General features: G+C 72.8%; 16 protein-coding genes and 4 tRNA genes. 4 read left to right on the top strand and 16 right to left on the bottom strand.

Annotated features, from left to right (window positions below; genetic code table 11):
- Positions 1 to 142 precede the first annotated feature (142 nt).
- The 3 genes from H488_RS26620 to H488_RS26630 all read left to right on the top strand — a co-directional run bounded on the left by H488_RS26620 (position 143) and on the right by H488_RS26630 (position 3,345).
- Positions 143 to 1,192, top strand: a complete 1,050-nt coding sequence (locus tag H488_RS26620) for a TerC family protein (protein ID WP_043738896.1) — start codon at positions 143 to 145, stop codon at positions 1,190 to 1,192.
- 318 nt (positions 1,193 to 1,510) lie between these two features.
- Positions 1,511 to 2,767 carry a heparan-alpha-glucosaminide N-acetyltransferase domain-containing protein gene (locus tag H488_RS26625; RefSeq protein WP_017833206.1) on the top strand — a complete coding sequence of 419 codons (1,257 nt, stop codon included), beginning with the start codon at positions 1,511 to 1,513 and terminating at the stop codon, positions 2,765 to 2,767.
- 146 nt (positions 2,768 to 2,913) lie between these two features.
- The gene (locus H488_RS26630) at positions 2,914 to 3,345 is read left to right on the top strand and encodes an OsmC family peroxiredoxin (protein ID WP_017833207.1); all 432 of its coding nucleotides are present in this window, start codon (positions 2,914 to 2,916) and stop codon (positions 3,343 to 3,345) included.
- Positions 3,346 to 3,516: 171 nt separating this feature from the next.
- On the opposite strand, the gene H488_RS26635 is transcribed toward H488_RS26630, so the two are convergent.
- From H488_RS26635 to H488_RS26710, 16 genes are all read right to left on the bottom strand, one after another.
- Positions 3,517 to 4,485: an NAD(P)/FAD-dependent oxidoreductase gene (locus tag H488_RS26635; protein WP_017833208.1), complete on the bottom strand. Its 969-nt coding sequence runs from the start codon at positions 4,483 to 4,485 to the stop codon at positions 3,517 to 3,519.
- A 53-nt stretch (positions 4,486 to 4,538) separates the two neighbouring features.
- The gene (locus H488_RS26640) at positions 4,539 to 4,877 is read right to left on the bottom strand and encodes a hypothetical protein (RefSeq protein WP_017833209.1); all 339 of its coding nucleotides are present in this window, start codon (positions 4,875 to 4,877) and stop codon (positions 4,539 to 4,541) included.
- A gap of 198 nt (positions 4,878 to 5,075) precedes the next feature.
- Positions 5,076 to 5,151 (bottom strand) — tRNA-Glu (locus H488_RS26645).
- Between the two features lie 151 nt (positions 5,152 to 5,302).
- Positions 5,303 to 5,378: transfer RNA gene (locus H488_RS26650), tRNA-Glu, on the bottom strand.
- Positions 5,379 to 5,400: 22 nt separating this feature from the next.
- Positions 5,401 to 5,472, bottom strand: a tRNA-Gln gene (locus H488_RS26655).
- A gap of 88 nt (positions 5,473 to 5,560) precedes the next feature.
- Positions 5,561 to 6,139, bottom strand: coding sequence for a cupin domain-containing protein (locus H488_RS37430; RefSeq protein ID WP_017833210.1), 579 nt, complete (start codon positions 6,137 to 6,139; stop codon positions 5,561 to 5,563).
- A 127-nt stretch (positions 6,140 to 6,266) separates the two neighbouring features.
- Positions 6,267 to 7,913 (bottom strand): glutamate--tRNA ligase, encoded by a 1,647-nt coding sequence (gltX, locus tag H488_RS37915; protein WP_017833211.1) that lies wholly within the window; start codon positions 7,911 to 7,913, stop codon positions 6,267 to 6,269.
- Positions 7,914 to 8,022: 109 nt separating this feature from the next.
- Positions 8,023 to 8,796, bottom strand: coding sequence for a fumarylacetoacetate hydrolase family protein (locus tag H488_RS26670; RefSeq protein ID WP_017833212.1), 774 nt, complete (start codon positions 8,794 to 8,796; stop codon positions 8,023 to 8,025).
- 70 nt (positions 8,797 to 8,866) lie between these two features.
- Complete coding sequence (locus H488_RS26675) at positions 8,867 to 9,976, bottom strand: branched-chain amino acid aminotransferase (protein WP_017833213.1); 1,110 nt, start codon at positions 9,974 to 9,976, stop codon at positions 8,867 to 8,869.
- Between the two features lie 98 nt (positions 9,977 to 10,074).
- On the bottom strand, positions 10,075 to 11,151 hold the full coding sequence (locus H488_RS26680; protein WP_017833214.1) for a 3-isopropylmalate dehydrogenase: 1,077 nt from the start codon (positions 11,149 to 11,151) through the stop codon (positions 10,075 to 10,077).
- A 79-nt stretch (positions 11,152 to 11,230) separates the two neighbouring features.
- On the bottom strand, positions 11,231 to 12,793 hold the full coding sequence (metG, locus tag H488_RS26685) for a methionine--tRNA ligase (RefSeq protein ID WP_017833215.1): 1,563 nt from the start codon (positions 12,791 to 12,793) through the stop codon (positions 11,231 to 11,233).
- Between the two features lie 73 nt (positions 12,794 to 12,866).
- Entirely contained in the window at positions 12,867 to 13,673 is an 807-nt protein-coding gene (locus H488_RS26690) for a CPBP family intramembrane glutamic endopeptidase (RefSeq protein ID WP_017833216.1), read from the bottom strand.
- Between the two features lie 162 nt (positions 13,674 to 13,835).
- Complete coding sequence (gene ilvC / locus H488_RS26695) at positions 13,836 to 14,861, bottom strand: ketol-acid reductoisomerase (protein ID WP_017833217.1); 1,026 nt, start codon at positions 14,859 to 14,861, stop codon at positions 13,836 to 13,838.
- A 103-nt stretch (positions 14,862 to 14,964) separates the two neighbouring features.
- Positions 14,965 to 15,474 carry an acetolactate synthase small subunit gene (ilvN, locus tag H488_RS26700; RefSeq protein ID WP_017833218.1) on the bottom strand — a complete coding sequence of 170 codons (510 nt, stop codon included), beginning with the start codon at positions 15,472 to 15,474 and terminating at the stop codon, positions 14,965 to 14,967.
- 3 nt (positions 15,475 to 15,477) lie between these two features.
- Positions 15,478 to 17,370, bottom strand: a complete 1,893-nt coding sequence (locus tag H488_RS26705; RefSeq protein WP_017833219.1) for an acetolactate synthase large subunit — start codon at positions 17,368 to 17,370, stop codon at positions 15,478 to 15,480.
- A gap of 287 nt (positions 17,371 to 17,657) precedes the next feature.
- Positions 17,658 to 18,674, bottom strand: coding sequence for an NAD(P)-dependent oxidoreductase (locus H488_RS26710; RefSeq protein WP_017833220.1), 1,017 nt, complete (start codon positions 18,672 to 18,674; stop codon positions 17,658 to 17,660).
- A gap of 157 nt (positions 18,675 to 18,831) precedes the next feature.
- On the opposite strand from H488_RS26710, the gene H488_RS26715 reads away from it, so the two are divergent.
- Positions 18,832 to 18,907: transfer RNA gene (locus H488_RS26715), tRNA-Lys, on the top strand.
- Positions 18,908 to 18,934 lie beyond the last annotated feature (27 nt).

Raw genomic sequence — 18,934 nt, forward strand, 5'->3', positions numbered from 1 at the left:
GGGCGGGGTTCGCTGGAGGGGCCAGGAGGGGAGTATCCCCCCGCGCAGCGTCGTCACGACGGTCCCCCGCAGGATCCGGCGCGCGGGCCCGGAACGGGCCGGGAGAGACCTCCGGTCGGGAACCGGAGGGTGGCTGGTGGCGATGGACGTCCCGTTCTGGGGGTGGGCCGCGGTGATCGGCGGCATCGTGGTCCTGCTGGCCGTGGACCTGCTCGCCCACCGGCGCCCGCACGCGATCGGGCTGCGCGAGGCCGCGGTGTGGACGGCGGTGTGGGTGGCCTGCGGAACGGGCTTCGGGGTGGTGGTCTGGGCCGTCTTCGGGTCGCAGGCCGGCCAGCAGTACTTCGCCGGGTACCTGATCGAGAAGTCGCTCTCCGTGGACAACGTGTTCGTCTGGGCGGTCCTGCTCACGTACTTCGCCGTCCCCCGCGCCTACCAGCACCAGGTGTTGTTCCTGGGCGTCTTCGGGGCGCTGGTGCTGCGCGGCGCCTTCATCGCCGCGGGCGCGGCGCTGATCCACGCCTTCGAGGGAGTGCTCTACCTCTTCGCCGCGTTCCTGCTCTGCACCGGGTGGCGGATGCTCCGGCAGCGGGAGGCGCGTCTTGACCCGGACCGGTCGGCGGTGCTGCGGGTCTTCCGCCGCTGCGTGCCGATGACCGAGGTGTTCTACGGGCAGCGGCTCGTGGTGCGCGTCGGCGGGACGCTGCGGGCCACGCCGCTGCTGGCGGTGCTGGTGCTGATCGAGGCCACCGACGTGGTCTTCGCCGTCGACTCGATCCCGGCCGTCTTCGCGGTCACCGACGAGGTCTACATCGTCTTCACCGCCAACGCCTTCGCCGTGCTGGGGCTGCGGGCCATGTACTTCCTGCTGGCGGACCTGATGCACCGTTTCGTGCACCTGCGCGCCGGGCTGGCCCTGGTCCTGGTGTGGGTGGGGGTGAAGATGGCGCTCAAGGTCGACGTGGTCGACATCCCCACGGGAGTCTCCCTCGCGGTGATCACGGCCGTCCTGGTCGTGTCGGTCGGCACGAGCCTGCGCGCCACCCGCGGGCAGGGGCGGCGGGCGCCGCAGTGCCCGGAGGCCCCGCCGTTCCGGACCGCGACCCCCGCCGAGCTCGCGGCGCTCCAACCCCTGCGGCCGTCCCGGGCCGCCTCCGCGGACCGGGGCGAGGACGGCCGGAGCGGCCCCTGAGGGGCGCGGACCGCGCCCCGTGGGAGGGTCGCCGCCCCGTGAAGGAGCCGACCCCGTGCACCGCAAGCTCTCCGTCCTCGTCGAGGTGGACCCCGACGGCCGGTTCGTCCGGGTCAGCGTGACCGGTCCCCTGACCCGCGCGAACCAGCAGGCCCTCCACGCCGCGGCCGGGGCCGGCGCTGCGCGAGGCCTCCTGAGCCTTCCGGCGCAACGTTGCCGCGACCGACGGCCCGGATGCGAAGATTGGCGGCAGTGCACACGACATCCTGAGCGCGACCCACCGTGGGGCCGGGGATGAGGAACAGGACGGCGGGACCCATGAACGACCACCCCACGAGAGATCGGGCCGCGGAGGCCACCGGCGGGCTCGACCCCCGCCGGTCGGCCGGGCGTCTGGTCGCCGTGGACGCCGCCCGGGGACTGGCTCTCGTCGGGCTGACGGCGGTCCACTTCCTGCCGCAGTCCTATCCCGACAACGACCGGCCGACGCTGTCCTGGCTGCTGTTCGCCGGGGACTCCGCGGCGCTGTTCGCGCTGCTCGCCGGGGTCGGCCTCGCCTTCTCCACCGGAGCGCGCAGACCCCGCAGGGGCCGGGACCTGACCGCCGCCCGCGCGGGGATCGCGGTGCGCGCGCTGCTGATCATGGTGATCGGGCTGACCGTCGGGTACCTGATGCCGGCGGACCCGCCGGCCGTCGGCATCCTGGTCCACTACGGGCTCTTCTTCCTGCTCGCGCTGCCCTTCCTGGGGCTGCGGGCACGGACCCTGCTCCTGTGCTCGGGCGCGTTCCTGCTCCTCGGGCCCCTCCTGATCCACTGGCTGGGCGACGTGGTGCCCGAGCACAGCGCCGCCAACCCGACGTTCGCCCACCTCGTCACCGAACCGGTCGCGCTCTTCTGGCAGCTGACGCTGACCGGCACGTACCCGGCCGTGACGTACATGGCGTACCTGCTCGCCGGGCTGGCCCTCGGCCGCCTCAACCTCAAGAGCCTGCGTCTGCAGAGCCGCCTCCTGGCCGCGGGACTCGGCCTCGCGGCCCTCGCCAAGCTCGTCTCCTGGGTGCTCCTCTACGGCATGGACGGCTACAACGTCCTGCTCTACAGCATCGTCTCCCTCACCCGGGCGGACCTGGACCACCTCGTCGTCTTCGGCGCCGACGGGCCCCTGCCGACGTCCTCGCTGTGGTGGCAGGCGCTCTCCGCCCCGCACACCAACACGCTCCTCTCGGTGGCCTGGAGCCTCGGCGTGAGCACGGCCGTGCTCGGCGCCTTCCTGCTCGCCGGCCGCGAGTTCGGCAAGTGGCTGCTGCCGCTCACGGCCATGGGGGCCATGACCCTGTCCCTGTACACGGGACAGCTGGTCCTGCTGGCCACCGAGGTCCACTACAGCAGCCCGCTGCTCTGGTTCGCCGCCTGCCTCCTCGTCTCGGCGCTCGTGGCGCTCGCCTGGCGGCACGCCTTCGGACGGGGTCCGCTGGAACGGCTCGTGTCCGCGGCCGCGCACGCGACCTCCCGTGCTGTCGCGGATCGGGGGACGCCCCGCGGCCCGGAGACCCCCAGGAGGCCCCTGGGGTAGCACGTGCCTCCGCCGGCCGGACACGCGCCGACGGCTGAAACACGGCCCCGGCCGCTCGCGGGCCGCACGGATCCGTTAGCGTGACAGCAGCGCCGCCCGGCGCCGGCAGGCGGAGCGCCCGCCTGCCGTGGACCTCAGGAGGAACCATGCCGAAACCCGTCATCAGCAAGGCCAGCACCGTCTGGACCGGCGATCTCTTCAACGGCTCGGGCACCACCAGCCTGACCGGCTCGGGCCTGGGCCCCTTCGACGTGGACTGGGACACCCGCGCGGAGAGCGGCGCCGGCGCCAAGACGAGCCCCGAGGAGCTCCTGGCCTCCGCGCACGCCACCTGCTACGCCATGGCGTTCTCCAACATGCTCGCCCAGAACGAGACCCCGCCCACCCGGCTGGACTCCTCGGCCGAGGTGACCTTCGTGGCGGGCGAGGGCATCAAGGGGGTCGAGCTGACCGTGGTGGCGCAGGTGGAGAACATCTCCGCGGAGGACTTCGCGCGCATCGCCGAGGAGGCCAAGGCCGGCTGCCCGGTCTCCCAGGCCCTGTCCGTGGACATCACCCTGGACGCCTCGCTGGCCTGATCCGGTGCCCGGCCCCGCCGGCCCGGGCAGTGCCCGGGCCGGCGGGGCCGGCCGCGTCCGGCGTGTCGGTGACGGCGGCGGACGACGGCCCGGCCGGCGAGGGCGCGGCAGGTCGCGCGCGTCCGCTCCTGCTCCTCGTGGATCCGCCCCCGGCCGGCCGGACCCGTGACGTCAGGCGCGGTCGCGTTCGGCGAGCGCCCGGCCGAGGTCCTCGGCCTGCAGGTCGGCGTTGACGGCCGTGGCGGTCGTGAGCCCGGCCGCCGCCGCGGCGAGGACCTGGGCGTGGAGGTCCGTGACGTTGCCCGCCACGTAGACCCCCGGCACGTCCGTGCCGCCCGTGGGCGCCGAGGGCACGTACGTGCCGACGGCATGGCCCTTCTCCTCCACCTGGGCCGTGCGCAGGCCGAGGGAGTCGATGAGGGCGGAGCGGACCGTGAAGCGCGGCACCACGACCACGGCCCGGCACGGCACGAGCTCGCCGGCGACCAGCCGGAGACCGGTGATCCGGTCCTCCGACACCTCCACGCGCCGCACCTCGCCCGCCACGCACGCGATGCCGAGGGCCGCCAGGTGCTCGCGCTCCTCGTCGTCCGGCGCCGGGGCGGTGTGCTGCACGAAGGTGATGTCGTGGCTCCACTGCCGGAACAGCTGCGCCTGCTGCACGCCCAGGGGGCCGGTGCCCAGCACCGCCAGCGGCTCGTCCCGCCACTCCCAGCCGTGGCAGTAGGGGCAGTGGACGACGTCGCGGCCCCACCGCTGCGCCACGCCCGGGACGTCCGGCAGCTCGTCGGTCAGTCCGGTGGTGATCAGCACGCGGCGCGCCCGCACCGACCGGCCGTCCTCGAGCGCCAGCAGGAACCGGACGCCGTGGCCGTCGTCCCCGGCGGGACGGGCGGAGACCACTGTGCCGTCGACGACGTCCGCTCCGTAGCCGGTGACCTCGGCACGCCCGTCCGCGAGCAGCGCGCCCGGGGCGTCGCCGTCGCGGCCGAGGTAGTTGTGCACGTGCTCCGCGGGGTCGTTGCGCGGGGCCCCGGCGTCCACCACGAGGACCGTGCGCCGGGCGCGGGCCAGGCACAGCGCCCCGGCGAGGCCCGCGGGCCCCCCACCGACGACGACCACGTCGTAGCTCTCGTTCACGGTGCGCTCCTCTCCCCCGCCGTGCGCTCAGCCCGTGCCGGACCCGCGCAGGGTCAGCGGGGCTGGGCCGGGTTGAAGGGCGTGCCCTGGGACGGTGGGTTGATCGGAGGCCCGGAGGTCTCCGGCGAGACGGGCGAACCGCCGCTGGTCCCGGACACCTCCGGCGCGGCCTCGGGCACCGCGCCGCTGGGCTCGGCCCCCTGGCGCAGCGCCTCGATCCGTCGCTCCAGGACCTGCACCACGGGCAGCCGGTCGGCATGCGCCCGTTCGTAGTCCAGCAGCTGCTGCACCCCGCGCTCGTCGAGGCCCGAGATCTTCGAGCCGAGCACGCCCACGGGGAGGTGGTCGTAGTCGGGCAACGGGAGGTCGTCGTGCTGGGAGATGTCGTTCACGTCTGCTCCTCGGCTCATGGCCGCCGATCCGGACGTCGGCGGCGACGGTCCTGCCACGGTAGCAGTCCGACCACCACAACGTAAGGGTGCTTAGTGCTCGGCGCCGAGTTCGGCGCGGCCTCCCCTGCCGGCACTCCCCGGGCGCTGGGCTGGAACGACGACGTCCCCCGGACCGTGTGGTCCGGGGGACGTCTTCCGTGGTGACCCCAGCGGGATTCGAACCCGCGTTACCGCCGTGAGAGGGCGGCGTACTAGGCCGCTATACGATGGGGCCGCACCGATCCGGTCCGCGGTTTCCCGCGACCGGCCTCGTACACTGTACCAGGTCCCGGGCCCTGTTCCGGACGCCGGCCCTGTTCCGGCAGCGCAGCGCACCCCGGACACGAGAACACCCCCGGACCGTGTGGTCCGGGGGTGTTCTGCGGTGGTGACCCCAGCGGGATTCGAACCCGCGTTACCGCCGTGAGAGGGCGGCGTACTAGGCCGCTATACGATGGGGCCGTACTGATCCGATGGAGCAGCGCTGGGATACCAGGACTCGAACCTAGAATGACGGTACCAGAAACCGTAGTGTTGCCAATTACACCATATCCCACTGTCGTCCCCGGTCCGGCGGTTTCCCGCGGCGACCGGCGCAACGCAAAAGAACTATACCGGCCTTCCGGCGGGGCGGCAAATCGGGCTCAACGGCAGTAGCGGTCCTCGAGCTCCGCGTCGATCCCCCGGCGGCGGGCGATGCCCGCCAGCGCCCGGACGACCGGCCCCAGCCAGCGGTAGAGCCCCGGGAGGTTGATGTCGGTCCACTCGATGAGCAGCGCCGTGCGGAGCAGGCTCCGCGGGCGGCCGTCCCGGCGGGTGCGCCCGTCCCGGGCGAGTCCGTACAGGGCCACCAGGCCCTTCTCGAAGCCCTCGTGGGCGGGCCGCACCTCGACCACGAAGCGGGCCGGCGACCCACTCGGGTTCTTCCAGCGGAACAGGTGCTCCGGGGGCACCTCGGCCTCGCCGCCCGCCCCGAGGTCCCGCACGACGTGGCCGACCTGGACCCGCAGCACGCCCTCGAGGACCCGAACGCGCATCCCGAACCGGCGGTGGTAGTGGGCGAGCACCTCTCCCCCGGCCTCCACCTCGACGTGCAGCAGGGCGTGCTCGCCCCCGGTCTCCGCGCCGGTGCGCAACCACGTGATGGTGTCGCGCTGCACGGGATTGCGGTGCTGCGGGCGTCCCGCGCGCATCGCCTCGATCTGGTCGTCCGTCCGGTCCATGCTGATCGCCCCCGTGTCCCAGGCTACGCCGGAGCGCCCGGGTGTGTGCAGATGACGTCCACGACGACGGTCCGGCCCGCCCTCCGCGGAGGGCGGGCCGGACCGTCGTCGTCGGCGGGGAGGGCGCTCAGCCGAGCTGGGCGGCGAGGGCGCGCAGGCGGGTCAGGGAGGAGTCCTTGCCGAGGATCTCGAGGGACTCGAACAGGGGCGGCGAGATCCGCCGGCCCGAGACGGCGGTGCGGACGGGGCCGAAGGCCAGTCGCGGCTTGATGCCCAGCCCGTCCACGATGGCTTCGCGGAGCGCGGTCTCGAGGGCGGCGGCGCTCCAGTCCTCGAGCGGCTCCAGGGCGGCGAGCGCGGCCCGCAGGACGTCGCCGGCGGAGTCCTTGAGCTGCTTGCGGGCGTCGTCGGCGACCTCGATCTCGTCGTCGGCGGCGAAGAGGAAGGACAGCAGCTCGGGGGCCTCGCCGAGCAGGTTCATCCGCTCCTGGACCAGCGGGGCGGCCCGGTCGAGGATGTCCCGCTGGCGCTCGTCCAGGGTGTCCCCCAGCACGCCGCCGGCCTGCAGGTAGGGGACGAGCCGGTCGCGGAAGTCCTCGGGGGCGAGCCTGCGGACGTGGGTGCCGTTGATCGCGGTGGCCTTCTTGAGGTCGAAGCGCGCGGGGTTCGCCAGGACGTCGTGGACGTCGAAGTGCTCCACGAGCTGCTCCACGGTGAAGACGTCCTCGTCCGCGGACAGGGACCAGCCCAGCAGGGCCAGGTAGTTGAGCAGGCCCTCGGGGACGAAGCCNGCGGGGTTCGCCAGGACGTCGTGGACGTCGAAGTGCTCCACGAGCTGCTCCACGGTGAAGACGTCCTCGTCCGCGGACAGGGACCAGCCCAGCAGGGCCAGGTAGTTGAGCAGGCCCTCGGGGACGAAGCCGCTGTCCCTGAGGTGGAAGAGGCTGGACTCGGGGTCGCGCTTGGACAGCTTCTTGTTGCCCTCGCCCATGACGTAGGGCAGGTGGCCGTACTCGGGCACGTACTTCGCGAAGCCGATCTCGACCAGGACGCGGAACAGCGCGATCTGGCGCGGTGTCGAGGAGAGCAGGTCCTCGCCGCGCAGCACGTGGGTGATCTCCATGAGGGCGTCGTCCACGGGGTTGGTCAGCGTGTACAGCGGCTGGCCGTTGGCGCGCACCACCACGTAGTCCGGGATGGAGCCGGCCCGGAAGACGATCTCGCCGCGGATCATGTCGTGGACCACGATGTCCTCGTCCGGCATCCGCAGCCGCAGCACGGGCTCCCGGCCCTCCGCCCGGTACGCCGCGATCTGCTCCTCGGTGAGGTCGCGGTCGAAGTTGTCGTAGCCGAGCTTGGGGTCGCGGCCGGCCGCCCGGTGCCGGGCCTCGACCTCCTCCGGGGTGGAGTACGCCTCGTAGACCGCCCCGTGCTCCCGGAGCCGGGCGGCCACGTCGCGGTAGACGTCCAGGCGCTGCGACTGCCGGTACGGGGCGTGCGGACCCCCGGTCTCGACGCCCTCGTCCCAGTCGATCCCCAGCCACGCGAGCGCCTCGAGCAGCTGCTGGTAGCTCTCCTCCGAGTCGCGCAGGGTGTCGGTGTCCTCGACGCGGAAGACCATGGTGCCGCCGGTGTGGCGGGCGTGGGCCCAGTTGAACAGCGCGGTGCGGATCAGTCCCACGTGCGGGGTGCCCGTCGGGGACGGGCAGAAGCGCACGCGCACGGGCGAGGAGGTGGTCGAGGCGGTGGCCGGGGTGGCGGGCGTGTCGGTCATGGCTCTTTCGTGGATCGGTCGGGGTCTGGGCGGGGTCGTGCGGTGGTGCGGGGCGCCGCGGTGCCCGCACGGGTCGGCGGTGCGGACCGGCGCCGGCCGGCGGTGCGGGTCAGCGGCGCAGGACGGTCGGCAGGACGCCGATGCCCTCGACCTCCACCTCGATCCGGTCGCCCTCGTCGACGATGCCGACGCCGGCGGGCGTGCCCGTGAGGATGACGTCGCCGGGCAGGAGCGTGAACGCCTGGGAGACGTAGGAGACGAGGAACGGGACGTCGAAGACCATGTCCCGGGTGTTGCCGTCCTGCTTGGTCTCGCCGTTGACGCGGCTGCGCACGGCGAGGGCGGAGGTGTCGAGGTCCGTCTCGATCCAGGGCCCGAGCGGGCAGGCCCCGTCGAAGCCCTTGGCGCGCGCCCACTGCCCGTCGGTCCTCTGCACGTCGCGGCCGGTGAGGTCGTTGGCGGCGGTGTAGCCGAAGACCACCTCGGGCACGCGCTCCACGGGGACGTCCTTGCACATCCGTCCGATGACGACGGCGAGCTCGGCCTCGTAGGAGACCTGCTCGGTCCACGCGGGCAGGGTCACGGGGTCGCCGGGGCCGGCGACGGACGTGTTGGGCTTGAAGAACAGCATCGGCGAGGTGGGCAGCTCGTTGCCCAGCTCCGCGGCGTGGTCGGCGTAGTTGCGGCCGACGCACACGATCTTGGAGCGCGGGATCACGGGGGCGAGGAGGCGGACGTCGGCGATGTCGTGGCGCTGCTGGGTGGGATTGATCCCGGTGTAGAAGGGGTCGCCCGCGAGGACGGTGACCGTCTCCTCGCCGGCGGCGCCCTGCACCGCGCCGAAGTGGATCTCGCTGTCGACCGTGAACCTGGCAATTCGCATGGGACCAGGCTATCCCACGGTCCGCGGGCGGCCGCGCGGCCCCGGTGGCGCCACCGGGGCCGCGCGGGGCTCAGACCAGGCGGGTCAGCCAGCCGTGCGGGTCCTCCGCGCGGCCCGTCTGGATCTCCAGGAGCTGCCGGCGGATGTCCATGGTGACCTCGCCGGGCCGGGCGCCCTCGTCGCCGATGGTCTCCTCGGTGGAGACGAGCCGGCCGATGGGGGTGATGACGGCGGCGGTCCCGCACGCGAACGCCTCGGTGATGGTCCCGGCCTGCCAGCCCTCGCGCCACTCGTCGAGGGTGAAGCGGCGCTCCTCGACGGTCATCCCGCGGTCCTTCGCGAGCTGGATGATCGAGCGGCGGGTGACGCCCTCGAGGATCGTGCCGGTGAGCTCGGGGGTCACCAGGCGGCCGTCGTCGTAGACGAAGAACACGTTCATGCCGCCCAGCTCCTCGACGGCGTCGCCGCGGTCTCGGTCCAGGAACATCACCTGCTGGCACCCGTGGGCGTCGCCCTCCATCTGGGCGATCAGGGAGGCGGCGTAGTTGCCGCCGCACTTGGCCGCTCCCGTGCCGCCGCGGCCGGCGCGGGCCCAGTCGCGGGAGAGCCAGATGTCCACGGGCTTCACCGGGCCGCCGAAGTAGTTGCCGGCCGGGGAGGCGATCACGGAGTACAGCACCTGGCGGGACGGGCGCACGCCCAGGAACGCCTCCGTGGCGATCATGAACGGGCGCAGGTAGAGGGACTCCCCGTCCCCGTCGGGCACCCACTGCTCGTCCACCGACACGAGCTCGCGCAGCGAGTCCAGGAACAGCTGCTCGGGCAGCTCCGGCAGCGCCAGCCGGCGGGCCGACCGGTTGAGCCGGGCGGCGTTGGCCTCGGCCCGGAACGTCCACACGGAGCCGTCCGCGTGCCGGTAGGCCTTGAGCCCCTCGAAGATCTCCTGGCCGTAGTGCAGCACGGCCGCGGCGGGGTCCAGCACCAGCGGACCGTACGGCTCGACCCGCGGGTCGCTCCAGCGGCCCGTGCCCTTCTCGACGTCCCCGAACCAGTCGATCTTCACCATGTGGTCCGTGAAGTTCGTGCCGAAGCCCGGCTCGGCGAGGATGGCCGCCCGGACCTCCTCCGGGACCGGGTCCTGGCTGAGGTGGTGGGCGAAGGTGGTGGGCTGTGTGGTCACTGCGTCTCCCTGCGAGGTCGACCCCGTGGCGACCGGCACGCGGGGCTCAGCTGTTGGTTCCGTGCCCCAGCCTATCCCCGGAGCACGGCCGGATCGGCTCAGGCGAGGGCGGCGAGCACGCCGTCGCCCACCTGGGCGGTGGTGCGGGACTCGTTGCCGTGGGCCGCGAGGTCCTGCTGCACGGCGGCCTCGATCCGGGCCGCCGGCCCGGAGTGGCCGAGGTGCTCCAACATCATGGCGGTGGCGAGGATCGCCGCCACGGGGTTCGCCTTCTGCTGCCCGGCGATGTCCGGTGCGGAGCCGTGCACGGGCTCGAACATCGAGGGCGCCGTGCGGTCCGCGTTGATGTTGCCGGCCGGGGCCAGTCCGATGCCGCCCGTCACCGCGCCGGCGAGGTCGGTGAGGATGTCCCCGAAGAGGTTGTCGGTGACGATGACGTCGAAGCGCGCCGGGTCGGTCGTGAGGAAGATCGTGGCCGCGTCCACGTGCAGGTAGTCGACGGCGACGTCGGGGAACTCGGCACCGATCTCCTCGACGAGGCGCGCGTAGAGGCGGCCCGCGTTGACGAGCACGTTGTGCTTGTGGACGAGGGTCAGCCGCTTGCGCTCCCGCCCGGCGGCGAGCTCGAAGGCGTAGCGCACGAGGCGGCGCACGCCGTAGGCGGTGTTGAGCGAGACCTCGGTGGCGATCTCGGCGTCGGTGCCGCCGCGCAGCACCCCGCCGTTGCCGGCGTACGGGCCTTCGGTGCCCTCGCGCACCACCACGAAGTCGATGTCCCCGGGGTGGGAGAGCGGGCTGGTGGTGCCCGGGAAGAGCTTGGACGGGCGGAGGTTGACGAAGTGGTCGAGGCTGAAGCGCATCTTCAGCAGCACGTCGCGCTCGATGATCCCGGACGGGACCCGCCGGTCCCCGGGGGCGGCGCCGACCGCGCCGAACAGGATGGCGTCGTGGGTCCGCAGCTCGTCCAGCGTCCGGTCCGTGAGGGTCTCCCCCGTGTCCAGCCAGTGCTGCGCGCCGAGGCCGAACTCCGTCCTCTCCACCGTGACGCCGGCCGCGGCGGTCACCGCGTCGAGGACCTTCACCGCCTCGGCCACGACCTCGGGGCCGATGCCGTCACCGGGGACGAGGGCGATCTTCAGGTGGGCGGGGGCGGCTGCGGGCGTCGGCTGGCTCATGGCCCCAGGATAGGAGCCGACCGACCCGTCCGACCACGGTGTGGACGGACGTCTCACATGATGGACAGCCGATCGCCGCTCAGGACTGGAGTGCGGCGGGCTCCTCGTAGCGCGGGAACACCGGCGCGGGCGGGGGCAGCTCCGTGCCCGCCACGAGGGGCGTGTCCAGGGCGGTGAACAGGCGGGCGTCGCCCTCGGCCTGGCCGAGCACGTCGAGCAGCCGGGCGGCGGCGTCCGGCACCACCGGCTGGACCAGGATGCCGACCGTGCGCACCACCTCGAGCGTCACCCAGAGCACGGTGGCCATCCGCCCGGCGTCGGTCTTGCGCAGCTTCCAGGGCTCCATGGCGGTGAAGTACCGGTTGGCCTCGGCGACCACCCGCCAGATCCGCTCGAGCGCCCGGTGGAACTGCTGCTCGTCGAACTCGGCGCGCACCGGCGCGCAGAGCCCGGCGGCCGCGGCGAGCATGGCCCGGTCCTCGGGGGTGAGCTCCCCCGGCGCGGGGACCCGGCCCTCGCAGTTCTTGGCGACCATCGACAGCGAGCGCTGGGCGAGGTTGCCGAGGTCGTTGGCGAGGTCGGAGTTGATGCGGTTCTTGATCCCGTCGTGCGAGTAGCTGCCGTCCTGGCCGAACGGCACCTCGCGCAGCAGGAAGAAGCGCAGCGGGTCGAGGCCGTACTCGGCCACGAGGGCGTGCGGGTCGATGACGTTGCCCACGGACTTGGACATCTTCTCGCCCTGGTTGAACAGGAAGCCGTGGGCGAAGACGCGCCGGGGCAGGGGCAGGCCGGCGGACATCAGGAACGCCGGCCAGTACACGGCGTGGAAGCGGGCGATGTCCTTGCCGATCACGTGGGCGTCGGCGGGCCAGTACCGCTGGAACGTCTCGGACGCGGTGTCCGGGAAGCCCACGCCGGTGAGGTAGTTGGTGAGGGCGTCCACCCACACGTACATCACGTGGTCCGGGTTGCCGGGCACGGGCACGCCCCAGTCGAAGGTGGTGCGGGAGATGGAGAGGTCCTCCAGGCCCGAGCGCACGAAGGACGCGATCTCGTTGCGCCGGGTCTCGGGGTGGACGAAGCCCTCCCGCTCGTAGAGCTCCAGCAGCCGGTCCTGGTAGGCGGAGAGGCGGAAGAAGTAGGACTCCTCCTCGGTCCAGGTGACCTCCGTGCCGGTGCCCGTCGAGCACCGCACGCCGTCCGCGCGGAGCTCGGTCTCGTCCTCGCCGTAGAACGCCTCGTCGCGCACGGAGTACCAGCCGGCGTACTTGCCGAGGTAGATGTCCCCGGCCTCCTCCATCCGGCGCCAGAGGGCCGCCGACGCCGCGTAGTGGTCGGCGTCCGTGGTGCGGATGAAGCGGTCGTAGGAGATGTTCAGGGCGTCGTCCATCTCGCGGAAGCGCGCCGAGTTGCGGTCCGCGAGCTCCCGGGCCGTGAGGCCCTCCTTCTCCGCGGTCTGCTGCATCTTCTGGCCGTGCTCGTCGGTGCCGGTCAGGAAGCGGACGTCGTAGCCGTCCAGCCGCTTGAACCGGGCCATGACGTCGGTCGCGATGACCTCGTAGGCGTGCCCGATGTGCGGGGTGCCGTTGGGGTACGCGATGGCCGTGGTGATGTAGTACGGGGTGCGGTGGGAGGAAGTCACGGCCTCCACTCTACCGACCGCGGGGGCCGTGCGCGCCCGGGGCGGCCGGCGCTCGGGGCCCGGCCGGGTCGGCTCACCGCCGGGGGCGCCCCGCGCCCAGCCGCCCGCGGGTGAGGGCCACGACGAGCAGCGCGGCCCCGGCGTAGGTGCCGAACAGGACGAGGTCCACGGTGTCCAGCAGCCCGGTGTGCACCGGCTCCGCGGCCAGCAGGACGAGGTGGTCCTGGGCCGGCGTGAAGCTCGCGTGCAGCAGCACGCACAGCAGCACGCTGCCCGTGCGGTTGTACAGCGGCGTGTAGAGGAACGCGAGGACGAACGGCACCGCGAAGCCCAGCGGCCCGTAGAGCGGGACGTGCCACACCCCCCACAGCAGACCGAGCAGCGCGGTCGCCCGGAGCGGGCCCAGCCGCTCCTGCAGCCGGGGCAGCGCGAAGCCGCGCCAGCCGGGTTCCTCCAGGCCGCCCCCGAGCACCGCCACGAAGACGAAGGTCGCCAGGTAGGCGGGGGCCCGCTCGAGGGCCAGGGACCAGTCGACCTCCCGGCCCAGCGCCGCGAGCAGGGCGTTGACGACGGCGTACAGCAGCGCGGGCAGCCCCAGCGCCCAGGCCCACCAGCGGGCCGGGACCCGCCACCGCACGATCGCCCGGGCCCAGTCCCGCACCGGCTCCCCCGACAGCCACGTGACGGCCCACGCCGCCACGAACGGGCCGAGGCCGCCGAGCAGGAGCAGCGGCGTGCCGCCCGCCCCGAGCAGCAGGGGCGCCCAGCACGTCCAGGACCACGCGTACGTCAGGACGAAGAAGGCCGGCAGCTGGTGCCGGGCGACCCGCCCCCGCAGGCCCGGCCCGGGCTGCTGTGCCCGTGCTCCGATGTCCGTCATGCGGACCACCCCCCGGGATCGCGGCGACCGGCTCCGCCCCCAGGGTAGGACGCCGGACGCGGCGAGGGGCCGCGTCCGCACGGAATGCTCGGCGCATGACGTGCGGACGCGACCCCTCGGCCGGTGCCCCCGCGCCGGTCGCGGCGGTGGGGCGGGTGCGGATCAGCGGGCCGCGGTGCCCTCGACGTAGTCGGCGTCCGGCGAGGTCCACGCGAAGAGCTTGCGCAGCTCCCGGCCGGTGACCTCGATCGGGTGGGACTCCTCCTTCTCGCGCAGCTTCTTGAACTCGGCGCCCCCGTTGTCCTGGTCCTCGATGAAGCGCTTGGCGAAGGTGCCGTCCTGGATGTCGGCCAGCACGGCCTTCATGTTCTCCTTGACCGTGGGGCTGATCACCCGGGGGCCGGAGACGTAGTCGCCGTACTCGGCGGTGTCCGAGATGGACCAGCGCTGCTTGGCGATGCCGCCCTCGACCATGAGGTCCACGATGAGCTTGAGCTCGTGCAGGACCTCGAAGTAGGCGATCTCCGGCTGGTAGCCGGCCTCGGTCAGGGTCTCGAAGCCGTACTGGACCAGGTGGGACATGCCGCCGCACAGGACCGCCTGCTCGCCGAAGAGGTCGGACTCGGTCTCCTCGGTGAAGGTGGTCTTGATGACGCCCGCGCGGGTGCCGCCGATGCCCTTGGCGTAGGACAGGCCCAGCTCGAGGGCCTTGCCGGAGGCGTCCTTCTCCACGGCCACGAGGGCGGGCACGGCGCGGCCGGCCTCGAACTCGCGGCGCACGGTGTGGCCCGGGCCCTTCGGGGCGACCATGACGACGTCGACGCCCGCGGGGGCCTCGATGTAGCCGTAGCGGATGTTGAACCCGTGGGCGAAGAAGATGGCGTCGCCCTGCTCCAGGTTCGGGGCGATCGACTCGGCGTAGACGTGGCGCTGGACCTGGTCCGGCGTCAGGATCATGATGACGTCGGCTTCCTTGACGGCGTCCGCGACGGTGAGCACCCGCAGGCCCTCGGCCTCGGCCTTGGCCCGGGAGCGCGAGCCCTCGGCGAGGCCGATGCGCACGTCCACGCCGGAGTCGCGCAGGTTCAGCGCGTGGGCGTGGCCCTGCGAGCCGTAGCCGATGACGGCCACGGAGCGGTCCTGGATGATCGAGAGGTCGGCGTCGTCGTCGTAGAAGATCTCTGCCATGGGATTGTCTCCTTGAAGCATGGGTGGGCGCGGCGGGGGCACCGCCGCGAGGTGGTTGGGGTGTCTGTGGGCCGGCGCCCGCGTCCACCGCCGCCCGGGGGCGTCAGTGGCGCAGGGCGCGGTCGCTCATCGACTTGGGACCACGTCCGAGGGCCAGCGTACCGGCCCGGACGATCTCCCGGACGCCGAAGGGCTCCAGGATGTCCAGCAGCGCCCGGAGCTTCTCCGGGGCGCCGGTGGCCTCGATGACGAGCGACTCGGTGGAGACGTCGACAACGGTGGCCCGGAACAGGTCCGCGGCTTGGGTGACCTGCAGACGCGTCGCGGCGTCGGCGCGGACCTTGACCATGATGTGGTCCCGCTGCACCGACGAGTCGGGGGTGAGCTCGACGATCTTGATCACGTTGATGAGCTTGTTCAGCTGCTTGGTGACCTGTTCGAGCAGCTCGCCCTCGGCGTCCACCACCACGGTGATGCGGGAGACGCCGTCGAGCTCCGTGGGTCCCACGGCGAGCGAGTCGATGTTGAAGGCGCGGCGCGCGAACAGTCCGGCCACCCGGGTCAGCACGCCCGGCTTGTCCTCGACCAGCACGGAGAGGGTGTGTCGGCTCATGGGTCAGTCCTCCTCGTCCCAGTCGGGGGTCATGTTGCGGGCGATCTGGATCTGGTCGTTGGACACGCCGGTGGGCACCATCGGCCACACCATCGCGTCGGCGGAGACCACGAAGTCGATCACCACGGGGCGGTCGTTGATCTCGAGGGCCTGCCGGATGACGTCGTCCACGTCCTCGTCCCGGGTGCAGCGCAGGGCGGCGCACCCGTAGGCGTCGGCGAGCTTGACGAAGTCCGGCACCATGATGCTGTCGTGGCCCGTGTTCAGGTCGGTGTTGGAGTACCGGCCGTCGTAGAACAGGGTCTGCCACTGGCGCACCATGCCCAGCGAGGAGTTGTTGATCACCGCCACCTTGATCGGGATCTTGTTGATCGTGCAGGTGGCGAGCTCCTGGTTGGTCATCTGGAAGCAGCCGTCGCCGTCGATCGCCCAGACCACGCGGTCGGGCTGGGAGACCTTGGCCCCCATCGCGGCGGGCACGGCGAAGCCCATGGTCCCCAGTCCGGCCGAGTTCAGCCACTGCCGGGGCCGCTCGTACTGGACGAAGTGGGAGCTCCACATCTGGTGCTGGCCCACGCCGGAGACGTAGACGGCCTCCGGGCCGGTCAGGGCGGAGATCCGCTCGATGACGTGCTGCGGCGAGCCCAGCCCGTCCGCCGGCTTGGGGTAGCCCAGCGGGTAGGTGGCCTGCAGGCTGCTGAGCGCGGTCCACCACGAGGAGAGGTCGGGGCTGCCGCTGCGCTCGAACTCCTGGCGCACGGCGGTCACGAGGTCCGGCAGGATCTCCTTGACGTCGCCCACGATCGGGACGTCGGCGGTGCGGTTCTTGGAGATCTCGGCGGGGTCGATGTCCGCGTGGATGATCTTGGCCGTGGGGGCGAAGGTCTCCAGGTGGCCCGTGACGCGGTCGTCGAAGCGCGCGCCGAGGGTCACCAGCAGGTCGGCCTGCTGCATCGAGTACACCGCCGGGACGGTGCCGTGCATCCCTGGCATCCCCAGGTTCTGCTCGTGGGAGTCCGGGAACACGCCCCGGGCGGTCAGCGTGGTCACCACGGGGGCGCCGGTCAGCTCGGCCAGCTCCATGAGCTCGGCGGCCGCGTCGGCGCGCACCGTCCCGCCGCCCACGTAGAGCACGGGCCGCTGGGCCGCCGCGATGAGCTTGGCGGCCTCCCGGATCTGCTTGGCGTGCCCGCGCGTCACGGGCCGGTAGCCGGGCAGGTCCATCCGGGGCGGCCAGGAGAACGTCATGGTGTCCTGCTGGGCGTCCTTGGCGATGTCCACGAGCACCGGTCCCGGGCGCCCGGTCGAGGCCAGGTGGAACGCCTCGGCGAGCACCCGCGGGATGTCCTCGGCGTGCGTCACCAGGTAGGAGTGCTTGGTGACCGGCATCGTCATCCCCACGATGTCCGCCTCCTGGAAGGCGTCGGAGCCGATCACCTTGGACGAGACCTGCCCGGTGATCGCGACCATGGGGATGGAGTCCATGTGCGCGTCGGCGAGGGCGGTGACGAGGTTCGTGGCGCCGGGGCCGGAGGTCGCGATGCAGACGCCCACGCGGCCCGAGGCGAGGGCGTAGCCCTCGGCGGCGTGGCCGGCGCCCTGCTCGTGGCGGACCAGGATGTGGTTGATCCGGTCCGAGTCCAGGAGCGGGTCGTAGGTCGGCAGGATCGCGCCGCCCGGGAGGCCGAAGACGTCGGTGACGCCGAGCTCCTCCAGCGCCCGGATGACGGCCTGGGAGCCGGTCATCTCCGTGGGGGCCACCGTGCTGCCCGGGCCCATGACGGACGGGACGGCGGGGACGGACTTCTCCGGGGCCCCCGGGGGCCGGTGGTCAGCGGCGGTCTCCGCGCGCTTGGTGGCCATCAGCGCTGGGCTGATCGGCTGTCCCTTGCTCATGTCACTGTCCTTCTGGTCTGGCCTTCTGGGCTGGTGCTGCTGTTCCGGCTCGACTGTCGCTCCGCCGTGGGCGCCGGGCAAGAAAAAAGGCCCTCGCGGCACCGGGAGGTGCGACAGGGCCCGTGCGCTCGACCGGTCGTCGGCTCAGGCCCCGCGTCCGACGAGGACGCGTACCGTGAGCTGGACGACACCGTGGCTGAGTTGCATGCTCCCATGCTCTGCCGCCCGGCCGGGCGTGTCAATCTTCGGACTCCGTGTCCCACGATGTGAGACACGGCACGTCCGGATCACTCCTCCGCGTCCGCCGGGACGTCCAGCCGCCCCTCCTGCTGCAGGAACAGGGGCCGCTCCCCCGCGGCGATGCGCTCGAGCTGGGTCCGCAGCAGCCGCCGCACGCGCGGCTTGTAGGACGTGCAGGAACCACCGGTGTGCGGGGTGAGGATCGCCCCGGGGGCACGGAACAGCGGGTGGTCGCCGGGGAAGGGCTCGGGCTCGACGACGTCGAGGGCGCAGCGGAGCCGCCCGGACACGACCTCCGCGGTCAGCGCGGGGGTGTCGACCACCCGGCCGCGGCCCACGTTGACCACCAGGGCGTCGTCGGGCAGCAGGGACAGCACGCGGGCGTCGACGAGGCCGTCGGTCGCCGGGCTCGCGGGGAGGGCCACCACGAGCACGTCGGCGTCAGGCAGCAGGGCCGGCAGCTCGTCGATGCCGTGCACGGGGCCGCGCTCGTCGGTCCGGGCCCGGGAGGCCACCCTCGTGACCTCGACCTCGAAGGGGAGCAGCCGGTCGACCACGGCGGAGCCGATCTCGCCCACGCCCAGCACCAGGACGCGGCTGTCGGCCAGTGTCCGGGTCTCGAAGCGGCGCCAGATCCCGTCGCGCTGCTGCAGGACGGCGCGGTCGAGCTCCCGCTGGGCGGCGATCATCAGCCCCAGGGCCAGCTCGGCGGTCCCGGCGGCGTGCACCCAGCCCGCCGTCGAGAGGGCGAGGTCGGGCCCGATGGCCTCCGGCACGCCGTCGAAGCCGGTGCTCTGCAGCTGCACGAGCCGCAGGCGGGTCGCGGCGGGCAGGGCCCCCACCCAGCGGCCGGTGAAGTACGGAGCCACCGCCACGTCGATCTCATCGGCGCGGGCCCCGACCGGGTCCCCGGCCATGTCCCACAGGACGTAGCGGAAGCCCGGGACGCGGGCGCTCAGGTGGTCCACGAGCTCCTGCTCCGGGAGGGAGACCACGCGGAGCTCGGAGAGCGGGACGGACGGGGCGGACGGCGCGGGGGTCTGTGCGGAGGGCATGACGGCCATGCTAGACGCCGCCGCCGTCCGGACGGCGGCGGCGGAATGGACAAGGCGGGACGAGCTGGTAGAGTACTTTCTCGTTGCGAGGCGGGACCCGGCGGAAGCCGGCCGGCGCGATTCGGCCCCGGGCCGGGAGCGTGCTAGTGTTCTTGCCGCACCACCAGCGCCTCTAGCTCAATTGGCAGAGCAATTGACTCTTAATCAATGGGTTCTCGGTTCGAGTCCGAGGGGGCGCACCACAGGAGGACCCCACCGCGGAGCACCGC

This window comes from Kocuria sp. UCD-OTCP, assembly GCF_000349605.1.
Classification (GTDB): domain Bacteria; phylum Actinomycetota; class Actinomycetes; order Actinomycetales; family Micrococcaceae; genus Kocuria; species Kocuria rosea.